This window comes from Bartonella sp. PS7NMGDW (assembly GCF_042193585.1).
In the GTDB taxonomy this organism is placed as follows: Bacteria; Pseudomonadota; Alphaproteobacteria; order Rhizobiales; family Rhizobiaceae; genus Bartonella; species Bartonella grahamii.
This window is the reverse complement of the sequence record NZ_JBHILX010000003.1, coordinates 10,692-28,536: the sequence shown is the minus strand read 5'-3', so window position 1 is coordinate 28,536 and position 17,845 is coordinate 10,692. Positions and strand designations below refer to the sequence as shown.

Here is a 17,845-nt window from a genome sequence, read left to right as displayed (position 1 = left end):
GGAATGGGCGGAATGGATTTCTAAGCTCTTATTCCATAGAAGTAATAAAGAAACGGGCCTTCTGTGCCCGTTTTTTTAATGCTTTTTCACGTTTCGTACAGTTCTTCCTTTTATGATAGTGATCTTATAGCATTTTGTTATTTTTCATTGGTTGATGTATCGCTATTGTGAATAGATCTCTCTCTTTATTCATGACTTTTTCTCTTGCATTTATGAGATGTTTTTATTGTGCGGGGATCGTGGTTTCTTTTGAAAATATTTTAGTGATAAAAATATAACTATTTGATTTATAGTCATTTATTCCTAATACAGTTCTATTTTTTCATTTTAAGTTTATGCATGCACCATTAAAAAAATCCTGTGTTTGCGCTTTAGAAGGGCGAATGGTTTTTATGAACTAACGCAAGAGTTTGTATCCATTGAAAGTTGAAGCGAGAAAGTTGGACAGAGCATGTTGGGTCTTGTTTGTTTTTTTTATGAATAAGATGCTGGTATTTCAAGCTTTTGTATGAAAAAATAAGGGTTTTCTCTGTTAAAGGGCTTTTGTATACTGGGACAAGCATATCTCTGTTTGGTTAATCTCTGCAATAGAAAGACAGCCTCATTGAGAAAGAATGTAAAGGTATATAAGCACGCATCTTGTCATCATCTTTTTGCTTTATGACTTTTAAAGGTATTTATAGTAATATCTTATTAAATAATGAAGATGATGCCTCAAACTTTTGTTGCTTGCGTATCTTTTTTTTGTGAAATCCCTCACGTAAAATAGAAAAGCCGCAAATATATTTGTCTCCAAATATACATTTTTGCATATTGACATGTTTTTAAGAGACATCTTGCTTGTCACACCGATTTCGCAATGGATTTGTGAATGGTATAAGGGCAAAGTTCTCATGAAGTGCATAAAACTATAGGGCACGATCATCTTTACGCTTAATAAAAGAATACGCTTGCGTTATCATATACTTTTCCAGCTCTCAATGTTATGACAAGCCGTTGGTCCGTGAGACGGTGAGGCGTGCCTTGCTTGTATAGTTTTGACCCATACACTGTAATGTGCAAGCGACATAGTTTGGATTATTTTAAAAGGAAACAGGTTGGGAAATGAGAAAATCCTGCGATATGCAGGGCTTTAATTCAAGTTGAAGAGTGCTTAATGATAATTATAAATCAATGTGATGTGGTTTTACGGTTTTCAAGAGCATTGCATTCTTGCAAATAATGATAATCATGTATTGCTTCATATTTTTTAATGGGTTTTAATGGAACAACGCTTTTATTGATCAGAATTATTCATTGTTTTGTATGTTGAATAAGAGATTTTTATTGCGGTGGATTTTTTCATTTCAATTCTTTCTTATGTTGAAACAATCGCAATCGTTTTCTTATACCTCACAAGTGGAGAGAGCTAGGGTGAAATACTGAAAGAAAATAAAAATGCCTCTCATGAATATTTTCAAATAGTCAGTTTTTTTATAAACAGAGTTTTTATAAACAGAGGCGGTATAAATATTGGGGATTTATGCGTAGGGAGGTGTCTGATTGCTCTTTTTTTTAAAGTGTAAAGATAAGGGGATTTTAGGCAAGTTAATACTTTTTGCGTTGTTTACTTATGCAATTATTAAAAAAATATCTCTAAATATTTTTAAATTTTTTCGCGATGGTATCTTCCCGATGGGATTTGTGAAGAGTATAAAATATTTTTTAGTATCAATAGGTTATTTTAGAAAATGTGCGTTGGTATGATCCTTTTCTTATGTTAGTAAAGTTGTTGACTCACGCGTTTGTTAAAAATCTCTCTTCATGCTCCTAAATTCATTTCATGAAAGCGTTTTTGAAGAGTGTGTAAAAATTTCCCATGAGACGTGAAAAATCATCAATAAAATCTCCGTGTTTTCAAAAAATAACGAATGGCTTTTTATTTAAAAAAAGATTTAACACGTCTCATGTTTTTTATTTATTTTAGAGCTGAATATTCGATTTTTGTGTAAAAATACTTGCTAACGCATCTATGATACGTGAGAAATCAAGCGCTAATAGGAAAATGATAAATATAATCCACTTCGTATAACGTGACATCATTTTTACACTTTTATAAGTTGTGATGATTTCTTGTAGGATTTCTTTTTCCTTTTCTGTAAGCTCTGTTTGTTTTTCTGTTTTTTTTCTAGCCATGTTTCCACCCACACAAGCCTTCCCCTTGTTTGTTATGCTTTAAAATATCTCTTGCGAGATTTGAACTGATGGTATTGAGATCTTTTTTGTCTAAATAAATGGGCATCCAACCAACGCAAGAAAAAGGCTCATTTATTGTTTTTATCGCGCAACCAGTAAGTAAGAGCAGCGCGTACATCAGGATCACTTTTTTGATTAATTTCATTCTCCACCTCTAGCCGTGTTATTGATGACTTTAGTGTTTTTTCTATTTGCTTTTGTTGTTCAATCTTTTTTCCAAGAGTGAAAGCTTTTGCTAAAGCGATAAAAAAAGCGGTCAGAGCCGCTCCTGTTATCATCAGATTTTTTTTCATCCACCACATCATAAGCGCTGCTCCCGAAACCGTTTTGCCACAAAGAAGATGCCTGCACAGGCGGCTAAAACCATAATGGCTGCCAATGCCCATTGGATGGGACCATTGCCTGCCAATAAGCCTCCAAGTCCAGAAAAAGAACCAATAATCGGTGTAAGCGCTTCTGCTTTGAAAAATCCCATTGGTGCTTGCGTTTCTACGGTTTGGTAGTTGGGAGAAACATAAGCACCTTTTGCCCATAGTCCTGCTTCGGCTGCACGACGGTGCACTAGACCGTGAAGACGCTTTCCTCCTGCTTTGGTCCACTTTTGTAATTCAGCAGGGACGGCTTCATATTCGCCGTTATTGAGTTTTTTGAGCAGGGTCGAATTACAAAAAGCCGAAGCTCCTATATTATAGCAAAACGATACGAGCGCAGCGAATTGTTCATCCGTTAAGGAAACCATCACATTTGTTTCAACGGTATTTTCAAATTGTCTTAAATCTTGAGAAAGAACTTCTTCTGCTTGCTTTTCAGTGATTGTCATGCCCTTGCGAACGAACGGTTTTCCAGCAGCGCTGATATGTCCATAGCCGATTGTCCACACCCCGATGGCATCTTTATAGGCGTTCAAACGCAATCCTTCCCATTGTTTAATGAGTGCAAGCCCTGCTGATGATATTTTTCTCATTTGCTTCTCCATAAAATAAAGCCTCACTTTAAAGTGAGGCTGGTCGACACATTAAAAGTGAAATTTTTCACTCTGCAAAAACAGACAAGACGTGAAAATTTAACGAAATCAAAAGGTTAGTTGTAGCATCTTAAGGGAATGAGGTCATGGTTGTCCAAGTGGGATAATGGTTGGGCTGGTGTTTTCCGTTGAGAGATGTTGTTGGTTTTGAGACTTGGTGCTGTTGATGTACGCAATGGCATTACGGTGGCATTACGGTTGTGTTAGCGGTGGCATGAGAAGTGAGGTTGGAGGGGTGACATATATGTTGGTGAATGGAATTCTTAGAAGGCATTGTTGGCGCGGCAGGGGTTGGAGGGTTGCACAATGATTTGTGTTAGCATTGGTGTTGGTGATTGCGGTTGTTTTGGCGGTGGTTGTGAGGGGGGAGAGATGGGGAGAACGGATGGTGTGATTGTGGGGGACAGAGAGTGGCTGTTTGCGGTTGTTTTGGCAAGTGGTACTGATGTGGAGGCGCTTGAGATAAAAGTGGACAACTCTTAGAAAAAAGCTACAGGAGGAGGCGGGTGCTTTTACTTAACATCCAAAATCCTAAAATATTTTATGTATTCAGCTTTTTGTCTTTAAGAGGTCACGTTGCTTGCTGTTTAACTCTTTAATTGCTTACAAACGGAAAAAAAGATTTGCTAACAGCAATTTATACCCCACCGTCAAGCAGCAGAGCCTCGTTCTTTATGGATATGGAAAAAACCTCAATTACATCATCAAAGATTTGTATTCAGTGAGCCTTTTTTGGGTGGGAGGAAACAGAAACAGTTTTTCCTTCTGTTGTTCTTAAGTTTTTTTCAAATCTCTCTCTCAGAGTTTCACCTTTTTTGTTTACTGTTTCATGTTCAGCATCCGGATTGGCTTTTAAATATTGTTCTAGACGTTTTCTTCCTTGCGCATGTTTGTATAAACTAATGGGAAGATAGGAATCTAACTTTTCAGCAGATAAAGATGAATTTTGTTCACATAATACACCCTTAACATTATCTTTGTGCAATCTTGCTAATTTATCAGATTCAAGATGAAGCTTTTTGGCGAGGCTTAAGCTGAACATCCCACATTCAGAAGAGCTTCTCTGAATATCCATTTCTGCCGTGGTAAAAGAATAAGGAGGCAGTTGAAGACATTGAAGGGTTTGATTTATTTTTATCCCTAGTTTGTAAGCAGTGATATTCTGAAATGTTGTAGGTTCAAGCATAATCAAAGAGATTTTGTCATCAACTTTTTGATAATCAAGGACTGCAAAGTGGATTTTGCTTCCCGAATTTACTATAAATCGAGCAGATTTTGCGTCGCTCTCAACGACTTCTTTTAGTGCGTGTGAAAACTCTTCTGCTGTAAGAGCCAATTTGAGATTCATTGCTGGATATTTGCTGTTTGCTTTTTCTACGAGAGCCGGCATCAATCTAATATCTATGTTTTCATAATAAGAGTTAATCCAACGGCCGGTGACGAGATCATCTTCTAAGTCTGTAATAATAGCTTTCAACTTTTCCTGACTCAAGGTGCTCTCTTCTTTTTGAGGAGCGTTGAGTTGTTCTAAACGGGCAATAAGGCTTTCTAAGGATTCATTTTCGATGTTACTTTCTGCTATTTGTGAGGCATGAGCGGCAGTATCTTTTGAATCTTGTGGCTTCATAATATGAACCTCCGTGGTTATAATCGGGAGGCAATATTATTTTTTATATTTTGACCAAATAATGTTTTGAAAAATAACCTTTATCTCTTGAAGATTAAGGAAAAAATCATTTTTCAGCTGCTTTATAAGAAAGTGCGGGCAGGTCTTTTCAAAACTTGCGTGTTTTATGTTTGTTCAAAGTCTTAAAATACGGGCTTTAAAATGGGCTACTTTTAATAGAATATTATTGTTTTGCCTTTTGTTTGAAGAGGTAATTGCTCACTTTTTGCATTGTTACTTCTTTCAAAGGGAAACGAAGATTTGCTAATAGCATTTATATCTTACCGTAAAGCCGCAGAGCTTCATTCTTTGTGGATGTGGAATACGGATATGGCTAAAACACTCATTACATCTTACATCATCAGAGATTTGTATTCCGTCGCTCTTTTTCTATGTTGTGAAACAGAAACAGTTTTTCCTTCTGCTGAACTTAAGCTTCTTTCAAATCTCTCTCTCAGAGTTTCGCCTTTTTTGTTTACTGTTTCATGTTCCGCATCCGGATTGGCTTTTAGATATTCCCCAAGACGTCTTCTTCCTTGCACGTGTTTATAAAAAGTGGTTGGAAGATATGTATCTAACTTTTCAGCAGATAAAGGCGTATCTGGTTCACATAACACACCCTTAATATTATCTTTGTGCAGTCGTTCTAATTTTTGAGCTTCCGAATAAAGCTTTTTGGCAAGGCTTAAGCTGAACATTCCACATTCAGAAGAGCTTCGCTGAATGTCCATTTCTGCCATGGCAAAAGAACAGTTAGACAATTCATGCGCTTTAAGGGCCAGTTGTGTCCTTAATGCTAGCACTGCTGATCTCATATTGTTAAGTGTTGTAGGTTCAAAAAATATCACGGACGTTTTGTCATCGATGGTTTGATGATCAATCACTGAAAAATGAATTCCTCTATCCTTTGTGTGAATGATAAATCTAGAAGATTGAATGCCGTTTTCGATGGCTTCTTTTAGTGCAAGGGCAAAGTCGTGAGATGACGCTACCAATTGAAGGCGCATTTCAGGATATTTACGATTTGCTTGTTCCACTAAGGCTGGCATCAGTTTAAGATCTATGCTTGCATAATCAGTTGTAAACCAACGATCCGTTGAGATGTCTTCTTCTAAACGAGCAATGATATTTTTTAATTCCTCATGATTGAACGGGACATTTCCTTCTTTTTCGCTGCTTTGTTGTTCTGAATGTGCAGCAAGATTGTCTAATGATGCAGTTGCACGCGCCCCTTCTGGTGCATTTGCCCTTCCTTGTGTTTGTGAGGAATAAGGGAGAGAAGAATCTTGTGGCTTCATAATATTAGCTTCCATATTGATAATCAATGGATGACATTATGTTCTTCAATTCTGGCTAAACAATGTTTTGAAAAAAAGCCTTCGCATCTTGAAAAATGAGGCGATGAAAGCATATCCTGGTCGTTTTCATATTTTATATTCGTGTAGTGCTCATCATTTCTGTGATGTGTTGTATCCGTATTTTTATTGGGGTATTGTATTAGAGCGTTCTATTGGGAGCCCTTATTGGATACGGCTTGTTTTGAAAATCTCAAAATTATAGGGCTGTTGGTGATGCAAATTGGATGATGCAGAAGAAAAACAGTCAGAGAAAGACGAAAGATACCTTTAAACAAGAGACTTTTAAAGATTATAGCGAAACACACCGTTTGATAACAGTCTATAATAATGCAAAAATTCTCTGATGAAATCTGGGCGCAAAAAATCCCTTACCGCACCTATCATTAAATACGATTTTTCATATTCTGTCAACAGCAAAACGATTATTTTCCCTTTTTTATTGCGGCAAAAAACATTCTCTCCTTTGATAAAGGAGGGGGAAAGGTGAAGGGAGAGGGAAGAATTGTGGTTTTGAAATCCGTGGTATTTTATTGATGGAATTAGGAAGGCGATGGTTGGAAGATGTTACGGGGGCAAAGCTTAGGTGTTGCGCAGGGGATTTCCCGTGGGGGATGACTTAAATGGGGGCTCGTGGGTGGTTAGAGGTGTGATGGCTCTTCGAATGGCTATAGGGGGCTCTAAAGGTTTCTGTATAAAGATGTATTGATTACCATAAATGCTTTTCCTTCTTTGAAAAAGGAGGGAGCAAGGTGAAGGGAGAGAAGAGAATTGTGGTTTTGAAATCCGTGGTATTTTATTGATGGAATTAGGAAGGCGATGGTTGGAAGGTTTTGCGGGGGTAAAGCTTAGGTGTCGCGATTGTGTTGGCGATTGGGGCTATGCTGGCTGTCGTATTAGCGGTGGCGTGGTGGGTGGATGGTTACCGGTATAAGTTGTTGATGATGGAAGGGATTGTTGGTGGGGGCTTTTTCTTTCGTTTAAGGGATGATGCTTTTAATTTTGTAAAAAAATCAATGGGGTGTTTTAATGATAACATATTGATTTATAATGATGTTTTAGTCGTTATTGATCTTGAATGAGAAATCTAGATTATGCTGCAATCAAAGCCATGTCTCTTGTCTGTCATAAGATCAGGAAAGCTGTGTAGAATTGTACAAGAAAAGACGCACAATGACGATAATGAATTGTCTCAAGAGCTAAGGATATCGCGATATTGGGGGAAAATTGGATGATGAGGGTTGTTTGTTACAATAGGGGTAATGGGGAGGGGGTGTAATAGGGAGGGGAGGGTGATGGGGAGAAGGTTGCTGTATGAAGAGGGGGAAATATTTATCTTGTCCATGTCGTGAAATATGTCGTGAAATATTGTCCTTTGAGGCATGGGTAGATATATCGTTGAGGTATGGTGATAAGTCTCTTTGACAGGTTGAAGCGTTTTTTAAGGGCTTGGTGGATATTTTAAAGCTTATTTGTTGTGTGCTTTAAGCTCGTCAATCCCATGAATTCTATGAAAGGGCAAGTCCAGTGGATCTCAAGTGTAACTTGTCAAGAAGGATTGTCTCTTTATAAAGGAGCTGGTTACAAAGAGGCATGTTACAAAGGAGGGTTTTAGAATCTTTATCCTGTGAGGGAGAGAAAACGATGGGTGTTTTTAGCCAATGATCTTTTTGCTAGAACAGTCAAAATGTTTATAAAGGGCATCAAGAATAATACGCAACGAACCAACAAGATTAGGCAGCGGTTGATCTTCTATAACAAGATATTGTAATGCCGCATGAAAGTTGTGTTGACGATGCAAATATTGTGCTTCTTTAATCGCTTCTTGCATATCTTCATAGCGTTCCGTCGCTCTTTGAACCCATTGCTTTTTTGTTGTCTCATCTGATGCGCTGTGCGTAAAACCATCATAATAGCCGTTTGGTAAGCCTTTTGCACATAAATAGTCGTTTCTGATTTGCAAGTATCTTTGCGCCGTGTCATATTGCTCCTTACTGATGCCTGATGAATCCCCTTTATAGCCAAGCAAACAAAGACGCCCAATATAGGTTCCAACAAGTGGATTTTTCGCTTCTTCAAGGCTTAAACCAAAGTGTTTTGCACGCATTTCAATCGCAGATTGAAGCGCAGATTCGCTGGGGCTTTGGGCACGTGAAATACGGCCATTGGGCTCTCTGAGTTTGCCTGTTATTCTCGGTCTACCGCGTTTTTTACGTATTTTCATGAACTTAACCATTTAAATGAAAAATAAACTGTCTGTTGATGGGGGACAGTGATGTAAAAAGCACTTTGAGCAAATACTGTGGGAGCAAATACTGTGGGAATATGAGCCGTTGCAGATCAAAGGAGAAACGGATACTAAAGGCGTCTTTCAGCACAAAGAACAGCAACGGTGTGGGGCGAAAAAATCATCTTTAAGGTGTTTTTTACCATTTTTATCTTATCCCTATCAGTCTTATTTCTCGCTCCTATCATGCTTATTTTTTCATGGATAGCGGGTTATTTGCTTTCTAAAGATTTCTCAACCTTTCTGGAACAGTTGAAAAGAAACTTTTGTCACATGTGAATAAAAAACAAGAATGATGTTTTATGGGTATGTCGTTATCTTTCTAATAGGAAGTCTTTTCTAGTAGGATTATTTGCTTTCTTTCTCATGAGCGCTTCGTGGAAACTTTTCAGTTTTACCTTTGAAAAGTCATTGTTTTTATCATCCGTTGAGCTTTGTTATTGGGAGGTATATTGGGGTTTTCTTATTGGGCGCTGTACCAAGATGTCTGATGTAGATTAAGCTGCAAAATATATCTTTATCCTTTATAGAGGATTTTATCTTTTTTTGAGCGACACAGAGCTTAAAAAAACAAACTTTTCAATGTGCTTATAATAGCATAAGATCCTTATATTTTCAAATAAAATATGGTTCATCATTTCAAAATAACAAAATAAACTGTGGAGGATCAAGCAATTTACGGTAATCTTTTATGGAGGATATTTTTGTTTTTGCTGTTTTAATGGATTTCATAAAAAAGGGAGGTGGTCACTTAAATGGTTAAATGACGGGATGCAATATCCAAAGAAGCTTTATAAGCGGCAGGTAGCTTGATAAAAGAGGCGTTTATAAGAAATGCTTTTATAAAGGTGGGGGCTATGAGGTGTAAGACATTTCTTTTTTAATTTTAAAATAGGGGCTTTTTGAATCAAGAAATTTTAAAATGAGAATTGAAAAATTGCAAAGCTGCTGTGGACGCATTTTAGATAATCGGTTGTTTGGTTTGGTCTGTGGGGCGTGCTTATTGCTTCACGCTTTTGTTTATCGCGTTCTTGTTTCTCACATTCTAGGGGCACATCTCTTACGTCATACACAATGCCTCAAACGGAATATACTTATTGCGGCATATTCACGCGCTTGTTTTTAAGAGACATCTCTTACATGTGCTCGAGCCCATTTCACGACGGTGGCTCAAGAAGGGCATCTATGGTAAAGCTTTCATGATAATATAACTTTATTAAGGATCATCATTTTTAGGATTCATAAAAGCGTAAGCTGGTATCATCGCATATTTTGCCAATCCCCAATATGTATTACAAGCTCTTGGCATTTGAGACGGTTTATAAGAGGCATTTTCATTGTACAATTTCACTGCGCATGGCTCTCCCACTTTTTACGTACAAGCAAATAAATTTTATTGATTCAACAGGGGATAGATTTGAAATGAGAGAATCTTACAGCATTTTGGATGTGTTGATTATCAAGATACAAAGTGCTTGTGAAAATGTTTTTCATCTTGTTATGCCATAAAATACTGTCATTTGAGGCGGATATAGGAAGGTTTATGAGGCATTGTAACTTTTGACGCATTAAGTGTTAAAAATTAGGGTGCCAATGTTAAGGAAGGACTTTTGTTAAGGGAGAAGTTGTTCGTAGAGCGCTTTATGCAAGTGGAACCCATAAGTGCTCAGCAGGCGGAGTGCACTTAAGAGCAATGGGATTGTTGACAAACTGAGGTGGGTTTTAAAATCTTCATTCTTTGAGATGAGCAAGGAATATCATCATCCTTTGTTTTATATATACTCGGCTTCATTTAAGCGGTGAAAACACTGTCGTTTATGGTGGGCATGTCAGTTTTCCACATGAGATGTTTTTTAGATTAAATATTTGTTGGATTTTTGTAAAACGGTGTCTTTTAGGGTTTGTGTGATCGATAAAGAGAGGAAAAGGGGTGTTTGGGCTTGTAAGCGCGTCATGTATAAGCGCGTATAGGGGTACGTGAATAAAATATTTATAGGGGATTATAGTGCTTGCTTTACTCTGAGAAGAGTGCTAAGCGAATTTACCGCGCTGGTGGCGTGCTATCAAATTTGAAGAGTGGGAATTTTAAAAGTGGGGGAGTATCCGTATGATCGAAGATAAATCACAACACCAATCTGCCCATGAGGGAAATAAGGCTTTTGTATCACAGTCAGTGTTGGATCAATCGGCAACTTTCAAAAAATGGATGATGCTTTCAACAGGCGATTACGTCATCATTTTGTGTTTGGCTATCCTCTTGTTGGTGCTTTTTTCCGCGACTGTCTATATGGAGCCTTTGGAATTTTTTCACGTTATATCCAAAGAACAGCTCCAAGCACTGGGACAAACGAAACAAAAAAGTTTTCAGGAAATAATTCAGGAGAGCCTTGCACATCCTTTTAAAAATCCTATCATCGAGCATTTGCTTGATGCGGGGTGGAATAGTGTTTGGGCTTTTTTATGTTTCTTACCGCAAATGATTTTTTGTTTTCTTTTTGGTTTTTTTCCGCTCTTTTTTGTCTTTAACGCCATATTTAAACGGGATGTGAAGGAAATGATGAAGCTGTGGGAAGCCTTGCCAGAGCAGCAACAGCTAAACAACCAATCTCTGACAGAAGACTATAGGAGGGGAAAGTGACCGCTTCTTTAATCATTGGAATGTTGATCGCCGTAGGGACGGCAATTTTTATTTGTTCTGCAATTTTTATGGTATTCCTTTCTACCATGGTGACAATCGTTGCACTTTATTATTCGTTGATAAAACGGACAATCTTGTTATTGGTGACGCAGCGAAAATTAAAAAAGGGTGCAGCGCAGAATTTGAGGCATAATCAGGCAGAGGGTAGGGGACAGAATACAGTTCTTGCAACACAGTTCAGTGCCTTTTCTTTTCAAGAATCTTTGCTTCTCTCAAAAAAAGATTATTTTATGATCTTTTCTATCGCTTTCGTTATGGTTGCACTTTGCACAGGTGTTGTCGTTTTTTCAGCTTTTCTTCCAAAATCTGCAATTTTTTTGCACAATTACGTGCCTATTATAGTGCTTCACATTATTGATTTTGTCATGAAACTGCTGTTGTGGTTCTGGGTATGTATTGTTGTTTCTTTACCTGTCATTTTAATTCTCCATAGTTTCCTTCAGTATGGCGTGCAAGAAACAGTAAAGGAATTAGAAACATTTGTTTGAGCAGAGGATAAAAATGATGATTTCACATCAATGCGATAGGGAAAAAAAGGGAGCATTATGATGCAGCATTTGGCTTTTTTAGGGTTCGTTATCATTGCCATTTTAATGGTTATGGTCGTTGTTAGGCTTCCTTACTTGTTAATCAAGCATATGAGGTTATCTTTTAAACTCGCTCAAGGCTTGAAAAAGAGTACGACGCAACAAAAGCAAGCCGTACAACAATTGCGCAATGATCGGGGAGAAATGAAAAGACACAATCTCGTATTTAAGACCCTTGATGCGAAAATGCGCTTTCTTAACTTCAAAGAATCTCTGCCTTTTTCTTCAAAAGAATGTAAAATAATCTTTTTTATCCTTATTCTCTTTTCTGTTTTGCAATCTGCTTGCTCTATCGCAAATTTTGTATGGTGGAAAAATGATAGTGTTGCCTTTATTATACAGCTGTTGAGCCTTCTATGGTTAGGGATTTTTCTCTTTTCTCCGATCATTGGGATCATGTGCATAAAGTTAACGAGAAAATTGAACAAAATACTTCCACAATTGGAAGAAGCGATAAAACAAAGCGATCAGGCAATGCGTATGCAGAATGTGGAAGGGGGACAAAATGACGAGTAGTCTTATAACATTAATAGCCATTTCTTTCCTGTGTTTTACGCTTTTAAATGTTTTAATATGGGTGCCGATTTTTATCATTTATTACGTGTTTATCAAGCGTGCGCGGCTTTATTGTCGCGTGAAAAAGGAACTGAAATGTGTGCTTAATGAACGCGATATTGCCTTAAAACAGATCTCCCCAAAATAAAAAAGCAGCAGAATGTTTGATAAAAAACAGCTTTCTCTTGTTTGGCAAGACTATAAAAAAATATTTTATATTTCTACGGTCATAGTGACAGCTCCAATAGTTATAACGGTTGTCGTTCAGATATGGAGAGGAAGGGACTTTGTTTCTCTTGTTGTATTCGAGCCACTAGCATGGATGCTTGCCTGTGTTTTTTTATTCTTACCGATTGTTTTTATTATGCGTTTTATCGTGACACGTCAGTTGAAGAAAATGATAGGGCAATTGGAAGAAGAGGTTGAGCAGAAAAAAGCTCTCGTCATATTATACGATGTGAATGAGGGGAAAGTGAGCGAGGGGACAAAGTGAAGAAAGGCTTTTGTTTGAGTGGGGCTTTTGCTTGAGCGGGTGCGGTGACAAAGTGAAAGGATGCCATAAGCCTTGCCTTTGATATGTTCATTAAGAAGCATGGGGTACACTTCTCGTTTTGTGCTTTTTTTATATTTGTGCTGTGTTTTGAAAAGAATTGAGGCTTTTGCTTGAATGGGGCTCTTGCTTGAATGGGGCTTTTGCTTGAGCGGGGTTCTTGTTTGAGCGGGTGCGGGGGCAAAGTGAAAAGAGGCTTTTTTTGGGTTTTACTTGCTGTTGCTGTTTTCTTTAAGAGAGAAAATCTTGTAACTTATTTTCTTTTTATCAAGTATAAAAATGTGTCTTACCAAGCGATATTGAGAGCGAAAAATCTATATTAAAGCACAAGATGCGGCGGTGGTGTTTGGGGCAGAAAAATCCATTTTCTGAGAAAATGGAGAGGCAAGGCGCATAAAGAAGGCGCGCTAAAAGCTTTAAGTTTTTGATCAAGACGTTTTGCTCCATGGAAAGTGCAATAGTGCTTTTAAAGAGCTTGGGGTGGAGGGGAAAAATTGAAAGAAAAGGGGGGGACACCTATTTATTTACGAGACCGCGAGGGGCAGTTTCTCTTTCTGGATGAAAAAGGTTTTGTGCAATTTGATTATGGAATTTTGGGAGGCGCTGGTATACATGCTGCAGCTTGCCAAATATTAATCCTTATCATTTTGGGGCTTTGCTAGATTGACAACTGAGCTTTGAAGCAAAGGGGTGGGTTTTAAGGCAAAGGAATTGAAAATTTTTGAGGAAAAGGTAAGCGCCCAGTGATTACACCGTGTGCTTGAGGAAGCTTTCGATAAGGGCAATGACTGAGGTTGATCTGGGAACGAGGTTGGTCTGGGAACGAGGTTGGTCTTGGCAGCGTGTTTGGGCTTTCAATAGAGCACCCTTCTTTGGAAAAAGAAAATTGTAGCCCCCCTCAGTTGACTTCTTATTTGCTGCGCACCCTTGGGGTTTTGGCATTGCTTGCTGATATTAACACTTGATAGCTTTCTCACAAAAGCTTTATGGAAGGTGAGAGGCTGGGCTTTGAAAAAATATCAAAAAAGTCCATTTGGGCGGCTTTTTGGGTGGTTCAAATCGTCATAAAGACAAAGCAACTTCGTTACGATTTTTTTGCATCAGTTGGCTTCTTCTTTGCAAAGAAGCTTATCTTCCTGAAAATAAAAAGAGCAGTGATTAGAATTTTAGAGCCTCAGACCCAAATTTGTGCAATAGAAGAAGATATTTGTATGAACATTTAATCGACGAGAAAAGAGAAGCCTTAGGACAACAGAGGATACACTGTGCGTGATAAAAACATGATGTTTGAAGGTAATGGAAAAAAATGCAACTCTGATATTGTCTTTATAAAAGATGAGGGATACAAGCGCTTGATATTGATGAACCCTCATTCATTGTGAGGACGAAAGCTTCGGTTCATGAAAATGGCTTAAAAATTGAAACAAATGAGGGATAAAAAATGAGGGGCAATGGAAAAAATGCATCATTGGACGAAGAGCCACGGTCGTTTTCGCTTGAAGAAGCGTTTTTGACAAGCAAAAATTATAAAGTCATCTTTTGCATTGCTTTCATTATTAGCGCTTTTAAAGTGGCACTCGTTATATTTTTTGAGTGGGATTTGACAGAGTGGTCGAATTATATTCTGTTCATTTTAACATTAATATTGGGTTTTATATCAACGCTTCTTTTTGTGCTTATTCCTGTTGCCTTTGTGGTCCGCATCATTTTTACGCGTTTGTTGAAAAAAAAGATCAAGCAGTTGGATCAAGAAATCTGGCAGCGGAGGAAAACCGCTTCTCAACAAAACAGCGCGTGAAGGGAGGGCAGAAAATGATAGATATTATTGTTGTACTCTCGTGGGGTGTGGGCTTGACGCTTTTCACGCTGCTTTCTGCTGTGGTCACGATGTTCATTTGGGCATTGTATTATTCTACTTTCAAGCGGGTGAGACTGTATTGCCAAGTGACAAAAGAATTCAACCGCGTGCTTGAACAACCTATCGCTTTTGAGCCGTCTAGTGGAGCAACGCCGATGATTAAATCATCATCTGAGGTAAAAGAGTTTTCTCTGTCTGATGAGGAAATCCTAACGATGGAAAGTGCAACGGCGCTTTTAAAGAGTTTGGGGTGGAGGGTGGAAATTGAAGGAAAAGGGGATCATTTGGCCACCTATTATTTACCAGATCGTGAAGTGCAGTTTCTTTATAATGCTGAGAAGGGGTATCCGCGATTTGATTGTGCAATTGCGGTGGTTTCTGGTATCCATGCGGCGGCTTGCCAAACGATAGACCCTTATAATTCTGGAGGCTTGATTGCTCTCGAATTGAGTTTTGATGTGAAGGGGTTGGAAATTTTTGAAGAAAAGGTAAGTGCCCAGCATTTACGCTGTGCACTCGAGAAAGCTTTAGAAAAGGCAATGACAGAGGTTGATCTTGGCAATATGCTTCGCTCTCAATATCGCATCCTTCCTTGGGAAAACAAAGTTGTGGTCCCTCAGTTGGCTTCTTATTCGCTGCGCTATCTTGCAGCTTTGGCATTGTTGGGTGATGTTGAAACCTTACACGCTTATCACAAAAGCTTTCTGGAAGGTGAGAAACTGGGCTTTGAAACAAGCATCGAAGAGGAGCATCTGGAACGCGCGATGATAATCGCTCAAGCGGTAGAAAAGACAAAGCAACCCAGTTACGATTTGCTTCAACAGGCGGCAAAGGATTTTTCCATGGAGGTGGAGAGCTATGAATATTTTAGAGCCTCAGATCCTAGTTTGTGCAATAGAAGAAGAGATTCTTATGAAAAATTGATCGAGGAAAAAAGAGAAGAATTAAGACAACAGGGATATTTCGTTTACGAAAAGGACGCGATTTGTGAAGTTGATGGAAAAAACTATCGTCCTCATATTCTTTACATAAAGGATGGGGAGTTAGAATATATGGATGTAGAAATTAGGATTGATGAAAAAAATTATTGAGAGAAAATAAAGCGTTTAGATAAATTAAAAAGAGCTTAAACCTAAAAATAGAGCGTAAAAAGCGCGAAGTGTAAAAGCAGAGGGGATCAATGCAGGAGAAAAATGCGCCATTTGGAGAGTCTTTCTTTTCATTCAAAAAATTGACGGTGCCTTCAGTGGAAAGGCGTAAAGGGGTGGGGAGTTGTGAAATAATAGGGCGTTCCTTTTTCACTATGTTTTGCACATGTCTTATCATGATGGCTTTAGAAGTTCCTGCGGGTGCAAAATCTCTGGTACAGCCGTTGCAGTGGATAAAATGGGAAGGATTTGGTTCTTTTATTTTTCTCTTGCCGGTGTTGATTTGGTTTTGTCTTCTTACACCTCTTCCTATTTTGTGGGGGCTGCGCTCCGTTAAAGAGCGTAAATTGGAAAAAATAAAGCAAAAATTGGAAGAAGAAATAAAGCAGCAGGAGATTAATCAATGAGGTTATACGCATGAGGAGTGAGGCCGCGGTTTTTATTTTGTTTCTGCCAATTGGATGTTTTCTTCTAAATGCAGTTACAGTTTTTGCTATTTTTGTGAATATGATTATTGTGGCGCCTTATTATTCTTTAATCAAGCGTTTGAGGCTCTATTACAGAGTGAAAAAACAAAGACGTTTGATGAAAGAACAGCCGCAGCATTTTTGTTTCTTTGAAAAAAGCGGAAAAGGGAAAGAGAGAGTGCCGCAAAACTTAGCACTAGAAACACAGATAAGTTCTCATTCGTTAAAAAAATGGCTCGCTTTTTCACGCAAAGATTATATCCTCCACGCATGCCTCTCTTTCATTATTATGTTTTTCAAAGTTTATGTCTATGTGATTTTCTTTAAAGGGATCGATGAGATAGATGAGAGCAGATTTGAATATTTTGTCATTCTCTTGTTTTTCTGGTTTTTTTTATCGGTATGTATTTTTGCAACGATCCCTGTTGTTGTGATCCTTCGTGAAATTTTAACTCATCGATTGAAAAAGAAGATTCAGCAATTGGAAGAAGTGACTGAAGCAACCCAATCAATCAATTTATAAAGAGAAGGGAATAAAATGCATTACGCAATGGCGGCAGCTTACACGCTGATTTTGATCATTCTGCTGGGGGGTATTTTTGATTTGTTCTTAACAATACCCATTGTGGCACTGTATATTTCTTTTATAAAGCGTTTGATATCGTATTACAAGGTTACGCGGCAATTAAATGCAGCGCTGAAAAAGCGTGTGTAGCCCTCATGTCATGGGGGGAGATGTGAGTTTTAGATCATGCCATTGCTTCACGGCTTGGGAGGAGGGCATGGATTATTTTTTTCATTTTATGCTGATCTCTGTTTGAAAAGGCTGATGTCAATGAATAGGCTTGTAGTATGCTGGGGCTGTTTATCGGCAGTTTTCTTTTTTTCTGTGAATTTGCAAAATCGTAAAAACGTGGAACTGTAAAGGCAAGGATTTGTGGTTGATCAAGAGCCGTGAGGGTTGTGGGGCGGTTGAGGAGAAGAGGGTGCCAATGGAGGGGCTGGATTGTAAAATGCGTCAAAATTGGAATGGGGAAATGGAGGGCGTTTGGTGAAAAGGGCTGATGTCAATGAATAGGCTGGTGATAGGTCAGTGATAGATTTGTGATAGGCTGGTGATAGGTTTCAATGGGGCTGTTTATCGGAAGTTTTCTTGCTTTCTGTGAATTTGCAAAATCGTAAAAACGTGTAACTGTAATGGCTGGGATTTGTGGTTGGTGAAGAACCGTGAGGGTTTTTGGGCGGTTGGGGTAAAGAGGGAGCCAATGGAGGGGCTGGATTGTAAAATGCGTCATTGGAATGGGGAAATGGAGGGCGTTGGGTGAAAAGGGCTGGTGGCAAGTAATAGGCTGGTGATAGGTCAGTGATAGATTTGTGATAGGCTGGTGATAGGTTTCAATGGGGCTGTTTATCGG

At 38.4% G+C, this 17,845-nt stretch carries 19 protein-coding genes and 1 pseudogene; 12 read left to right on the top strand and 8 right to left on the bottom strand.

Annotated elements, in window-relative coordinates:
• Window positions 1-1,962: 1,962 nt before the first annotated feature.
• From ACFIKJ_RS02295 to ACFIKJ_RS02280, 4 genes are read right to left on the bottom strand one after another with little or no spacing between them, the layout of a single operon-like run.
• A complete protein-coding gene (locus tag ACFIKJ_RS02295; protein WP_375625312.1) occupies window positions 1,963-2,175 on the bottom strand; it encodes a hypothetical protein in 213 nt (70 codons plus the stop codon).
• The gene (locus ACFIKJ_RS02290) at window positions 2,168-2,380 is read right to left on the bottom strand and encodes a hypothetical protein (RefSeq protein WP_375623746.1); all 213 of its coding nucleotides are present in this window, start codon (window positions 2,378-2,380) and stop codon (window positions 2,168-2,170) included. Before ACFIKJ_RS02290 ends, ACFIKJ_RS02295 begins: the two co-directional genes overlap by 8 nt.
• Window positions 2,304-2,540, bottom strand: coding sequence for a hypothetical protein (locus ACFIKJ_RS02285; RefSeq protein WP_375625313.1), 237 nt, complete (start codon window positions 2,538-2,540; stop codon window positions 2,304-2,306). The genes ACFIKJ_RS02290 and ACFIKJ_RS02285 overlap by 77 nt, the downstream gene beginning before the upstream one ends.
• Window positions 2,537-3,199: a lysozyme gene (locus tag ACFIKJ_RS02280; protein ID WP_375625314.1), complete on the bottom strand. Its 663-nt coding sequence runs from the start codon at window positions 3,197-3,199 to the stop codon at window positions 2,537-2,539. Before ACFIKJ_RS02280 ends, ACFIKJ_RS02285 begins: the two co-directional genes overlap by 4 nt.
• 366 nt (window positions 3,200-3,565) lie before the next feature.
• Between ACFIKJ_RS02280 and ACFIKJ_RS02275 the strand changes: the two genes are divergently transcribed.
• Window positions 3,566-3,742, top strand: a complete 177-nt coding sequence (locus tag ACFIKJ_RS02275; protein WP_375648697.1) for a hypothetical protein — start codon at window positions 3,566-3,568, stop codon at window positions 3,740-3,742.
• 213 nt (window positions 3,743-3,955) lie between these two features.
• Here ACFIKJ_RS02275 and ACFIKJ_RS02270 read toward each other — a convergent pair.
• Together ACFIKJ_RS02270 and ACFIKJ_RS02265 are read right to left on the bottom strand one after the other, a co-directional pair.
• Window positions 3,956-4,886 (bottom strand): annotated as a pseudogene (locus ACFIKJ_RS02270) (YopJ/AvrA family T3SS effector serine/threonine acetyltransferase).
• Window positions 4,887-5,278: 392 nt separating this feature from the next.
• Window positions 5,279-6,223 (bottom strand): YopJ/AvrA family T3SS effector serine/threonine acetyltransferase, encoded by a 945-nt coding sequence (locus ACFIKJ_RS02265; RefSeq protein ID WP_375625316.1) that lies wholly within the window; start codon window positions 6,221-6,223, stop codon window positions 5,279-5,281.
• Between the two features lie 920 nt (window positions 6,224-7,143).
• Here ACFIKJ_RS02265 and ACFIKJ_RS02260 point away from each other — a divergent pair.
• Window positions 7,144-7,362, top strand: a complete 219-nt coding sequence (locus ACFIKJ_RS02260; RefSeq protein WP_375625317.1) for a hypothetical protein — start codon at window positions 7,144-7,146, stop codon at window positions 7,360-7,362.
• 572 nt (window positions 7,363-7,934) lie between these two features.
• Here ACFIKJ_RS02260 and ACFIKJ_RS02255 read toward each other — a convergent pair.
• A complete protein-coding gene (locus tag ACFIKJ_RS02255) occupies window positions 7,935-8,504 on the bottom strand; it encodes a hypothetical protein (RefSeq protein WP_375625318.1) in 570 nt (189 codons plus the stop codon).
• Between the two features lie 985 nt (window positions 8,505-9,489).
• Between ACFIKJ_RS02255 and ACFIKJ_RS02250 the strand changes: the two genes are divergently transcribed.
• The 10 genes from ACFIKJ_RS02250 to ACFIKJ_RS02205 all read left to right on the top strand — a co-directional run bounded on the left by ACFIKJ_RS02250 (window position 9,490) and on the right by ACFIKJ_RS02205 (window position 16,953).
• The gene (locus ACFIKJ_RS02250; RefSeq protein ID WP_273788516.1) at window positions 9,490-9,693 is read left to right on the top strand and encodes a hypothetical protein; all 204 of its coding nucleotides are present in this window, start codon (window positions 9,490-9,492) and stop codon (window positions 9,691-9,693) included.
• Between the two features lie 981 nt (window positions 9,694-10,674).
• Window positions 10,675-11,205 carry a hypothetical protein gene (locus ACFIKJ_RS02245; RefSeq protein WP_375670213.1) on the top strand — a complete coding sequence of 177 codons (531 nt, stop codon included), beginning with the start codon at window positions 10,675-10,677 and terminating at the stop codon, window positions 11,203-11,205.
• On the top strand, window positions 11,202-11,753 hold the full coding sequence (locus ACFIKJ_RS02240; RefSeq protein ID WP_375626443.1) for a hypothetical protein: 552 nt from the start codon (window positions 11,202-11,204) through the stop codon (window positions 11,751-11,753). Before ACFIKJ_RS02245 ends, ACFIKJ_RS02240 begins: the two co-directional genes overlap by 4 nt.
• Before the next feature lie 57 nt (window positions 11,754-11,810).
• Window positions 11,811-12,368, top strand: a complete 558-nt coding sequence (locus ACFIKJ_RS02235) for a hypothetical protein (protein WP_375625321.1) — start codon at window positions 11,811-11,813, stop codon at window positions 12,366-12,368.
• A gap of 199 nt (window positions 12,369-12,567) precedes the next feature.
• Window positions 12,568-12,900 (top strand): hypothetical protein, encoded by a 333-nt coding sequence (locus ACFIKJ_RS02230; protein WP_375626439.1) that lies wholly within the window; start codon window positions 12,568-12,570, stop codon window positions 12,898-12,900.
• Window positions 12,901-13,451: 551 nt separating this feature from the next.
• A complete protein-coding gene (locus tag ACFIKJ_RS02225) occupies window positions 13,452-13,619 on the top strand; it encodes a hypothetical protein (RefSeq protein ID WP_375670212.1) in 168 nt (55 codons plus the stop codon).
• Window positions 13,620-14,398: 779 nt separating this feature from the next.
• Window positions 14,399-14,755, top strand: coding sequence for a hypothetical protein (locus ACFIKJ_RS02220; RefSeq protein ID WP_375625325.1), 357 nt, complete (start codon window positions 14,399-14,401; stop codon window positions 14,753-14,755).
• Between the two features lie 14 nt (window positions 14,756-14,769).
• Window positions 14,770-15,906, top strand: coding sequence for a DUF6990 domain-containing protein (locus ACFIKJ_RS02215; RefSeq protein ID WP_375670211.1), 1,137 nt, complete (start codon window positions 14,770-14,772; stop codon window positions 15,904-15,906).
• Window positions 15,907-15,995: 89 nt separating this feature from the next.
• On the top strand, window positions 15,996-16,370 hold the full coding sequence (locus ACFIKJ_RS02210) for a hypothetical protein (RefSeq protein WP_375670210.1): 375 nt from the start codon (window positions 15,996-15,998) through the stop codon (window positions 16,368-16,370).
• A 10-nt stretch (window positions 16,371-16,380) separates the two neighbouring features.
• Entirely contained in the window at window positions 16,381-16,953 is a 573-nt protein-coding gene (locus ACFIKJ_RS02205; RefSeq protein WP_375670209.1) for a hypothetical protein, read from the top strand.
• 544 nt (window positions 16,954-17,497) lie between these two features.
• Here the strand turns inward: ACFIKJ_RS02205 and ACFIKJ_RS02200 are convergent.
• Window positions 17,498-17,845 (bottom strand): hypothetical protein (locus tag ACFIKJ_RS02200; RefSeq protein ID WP_375670208.1); only part of this gene is annotated, 348 nt, incomplete at its 5' end.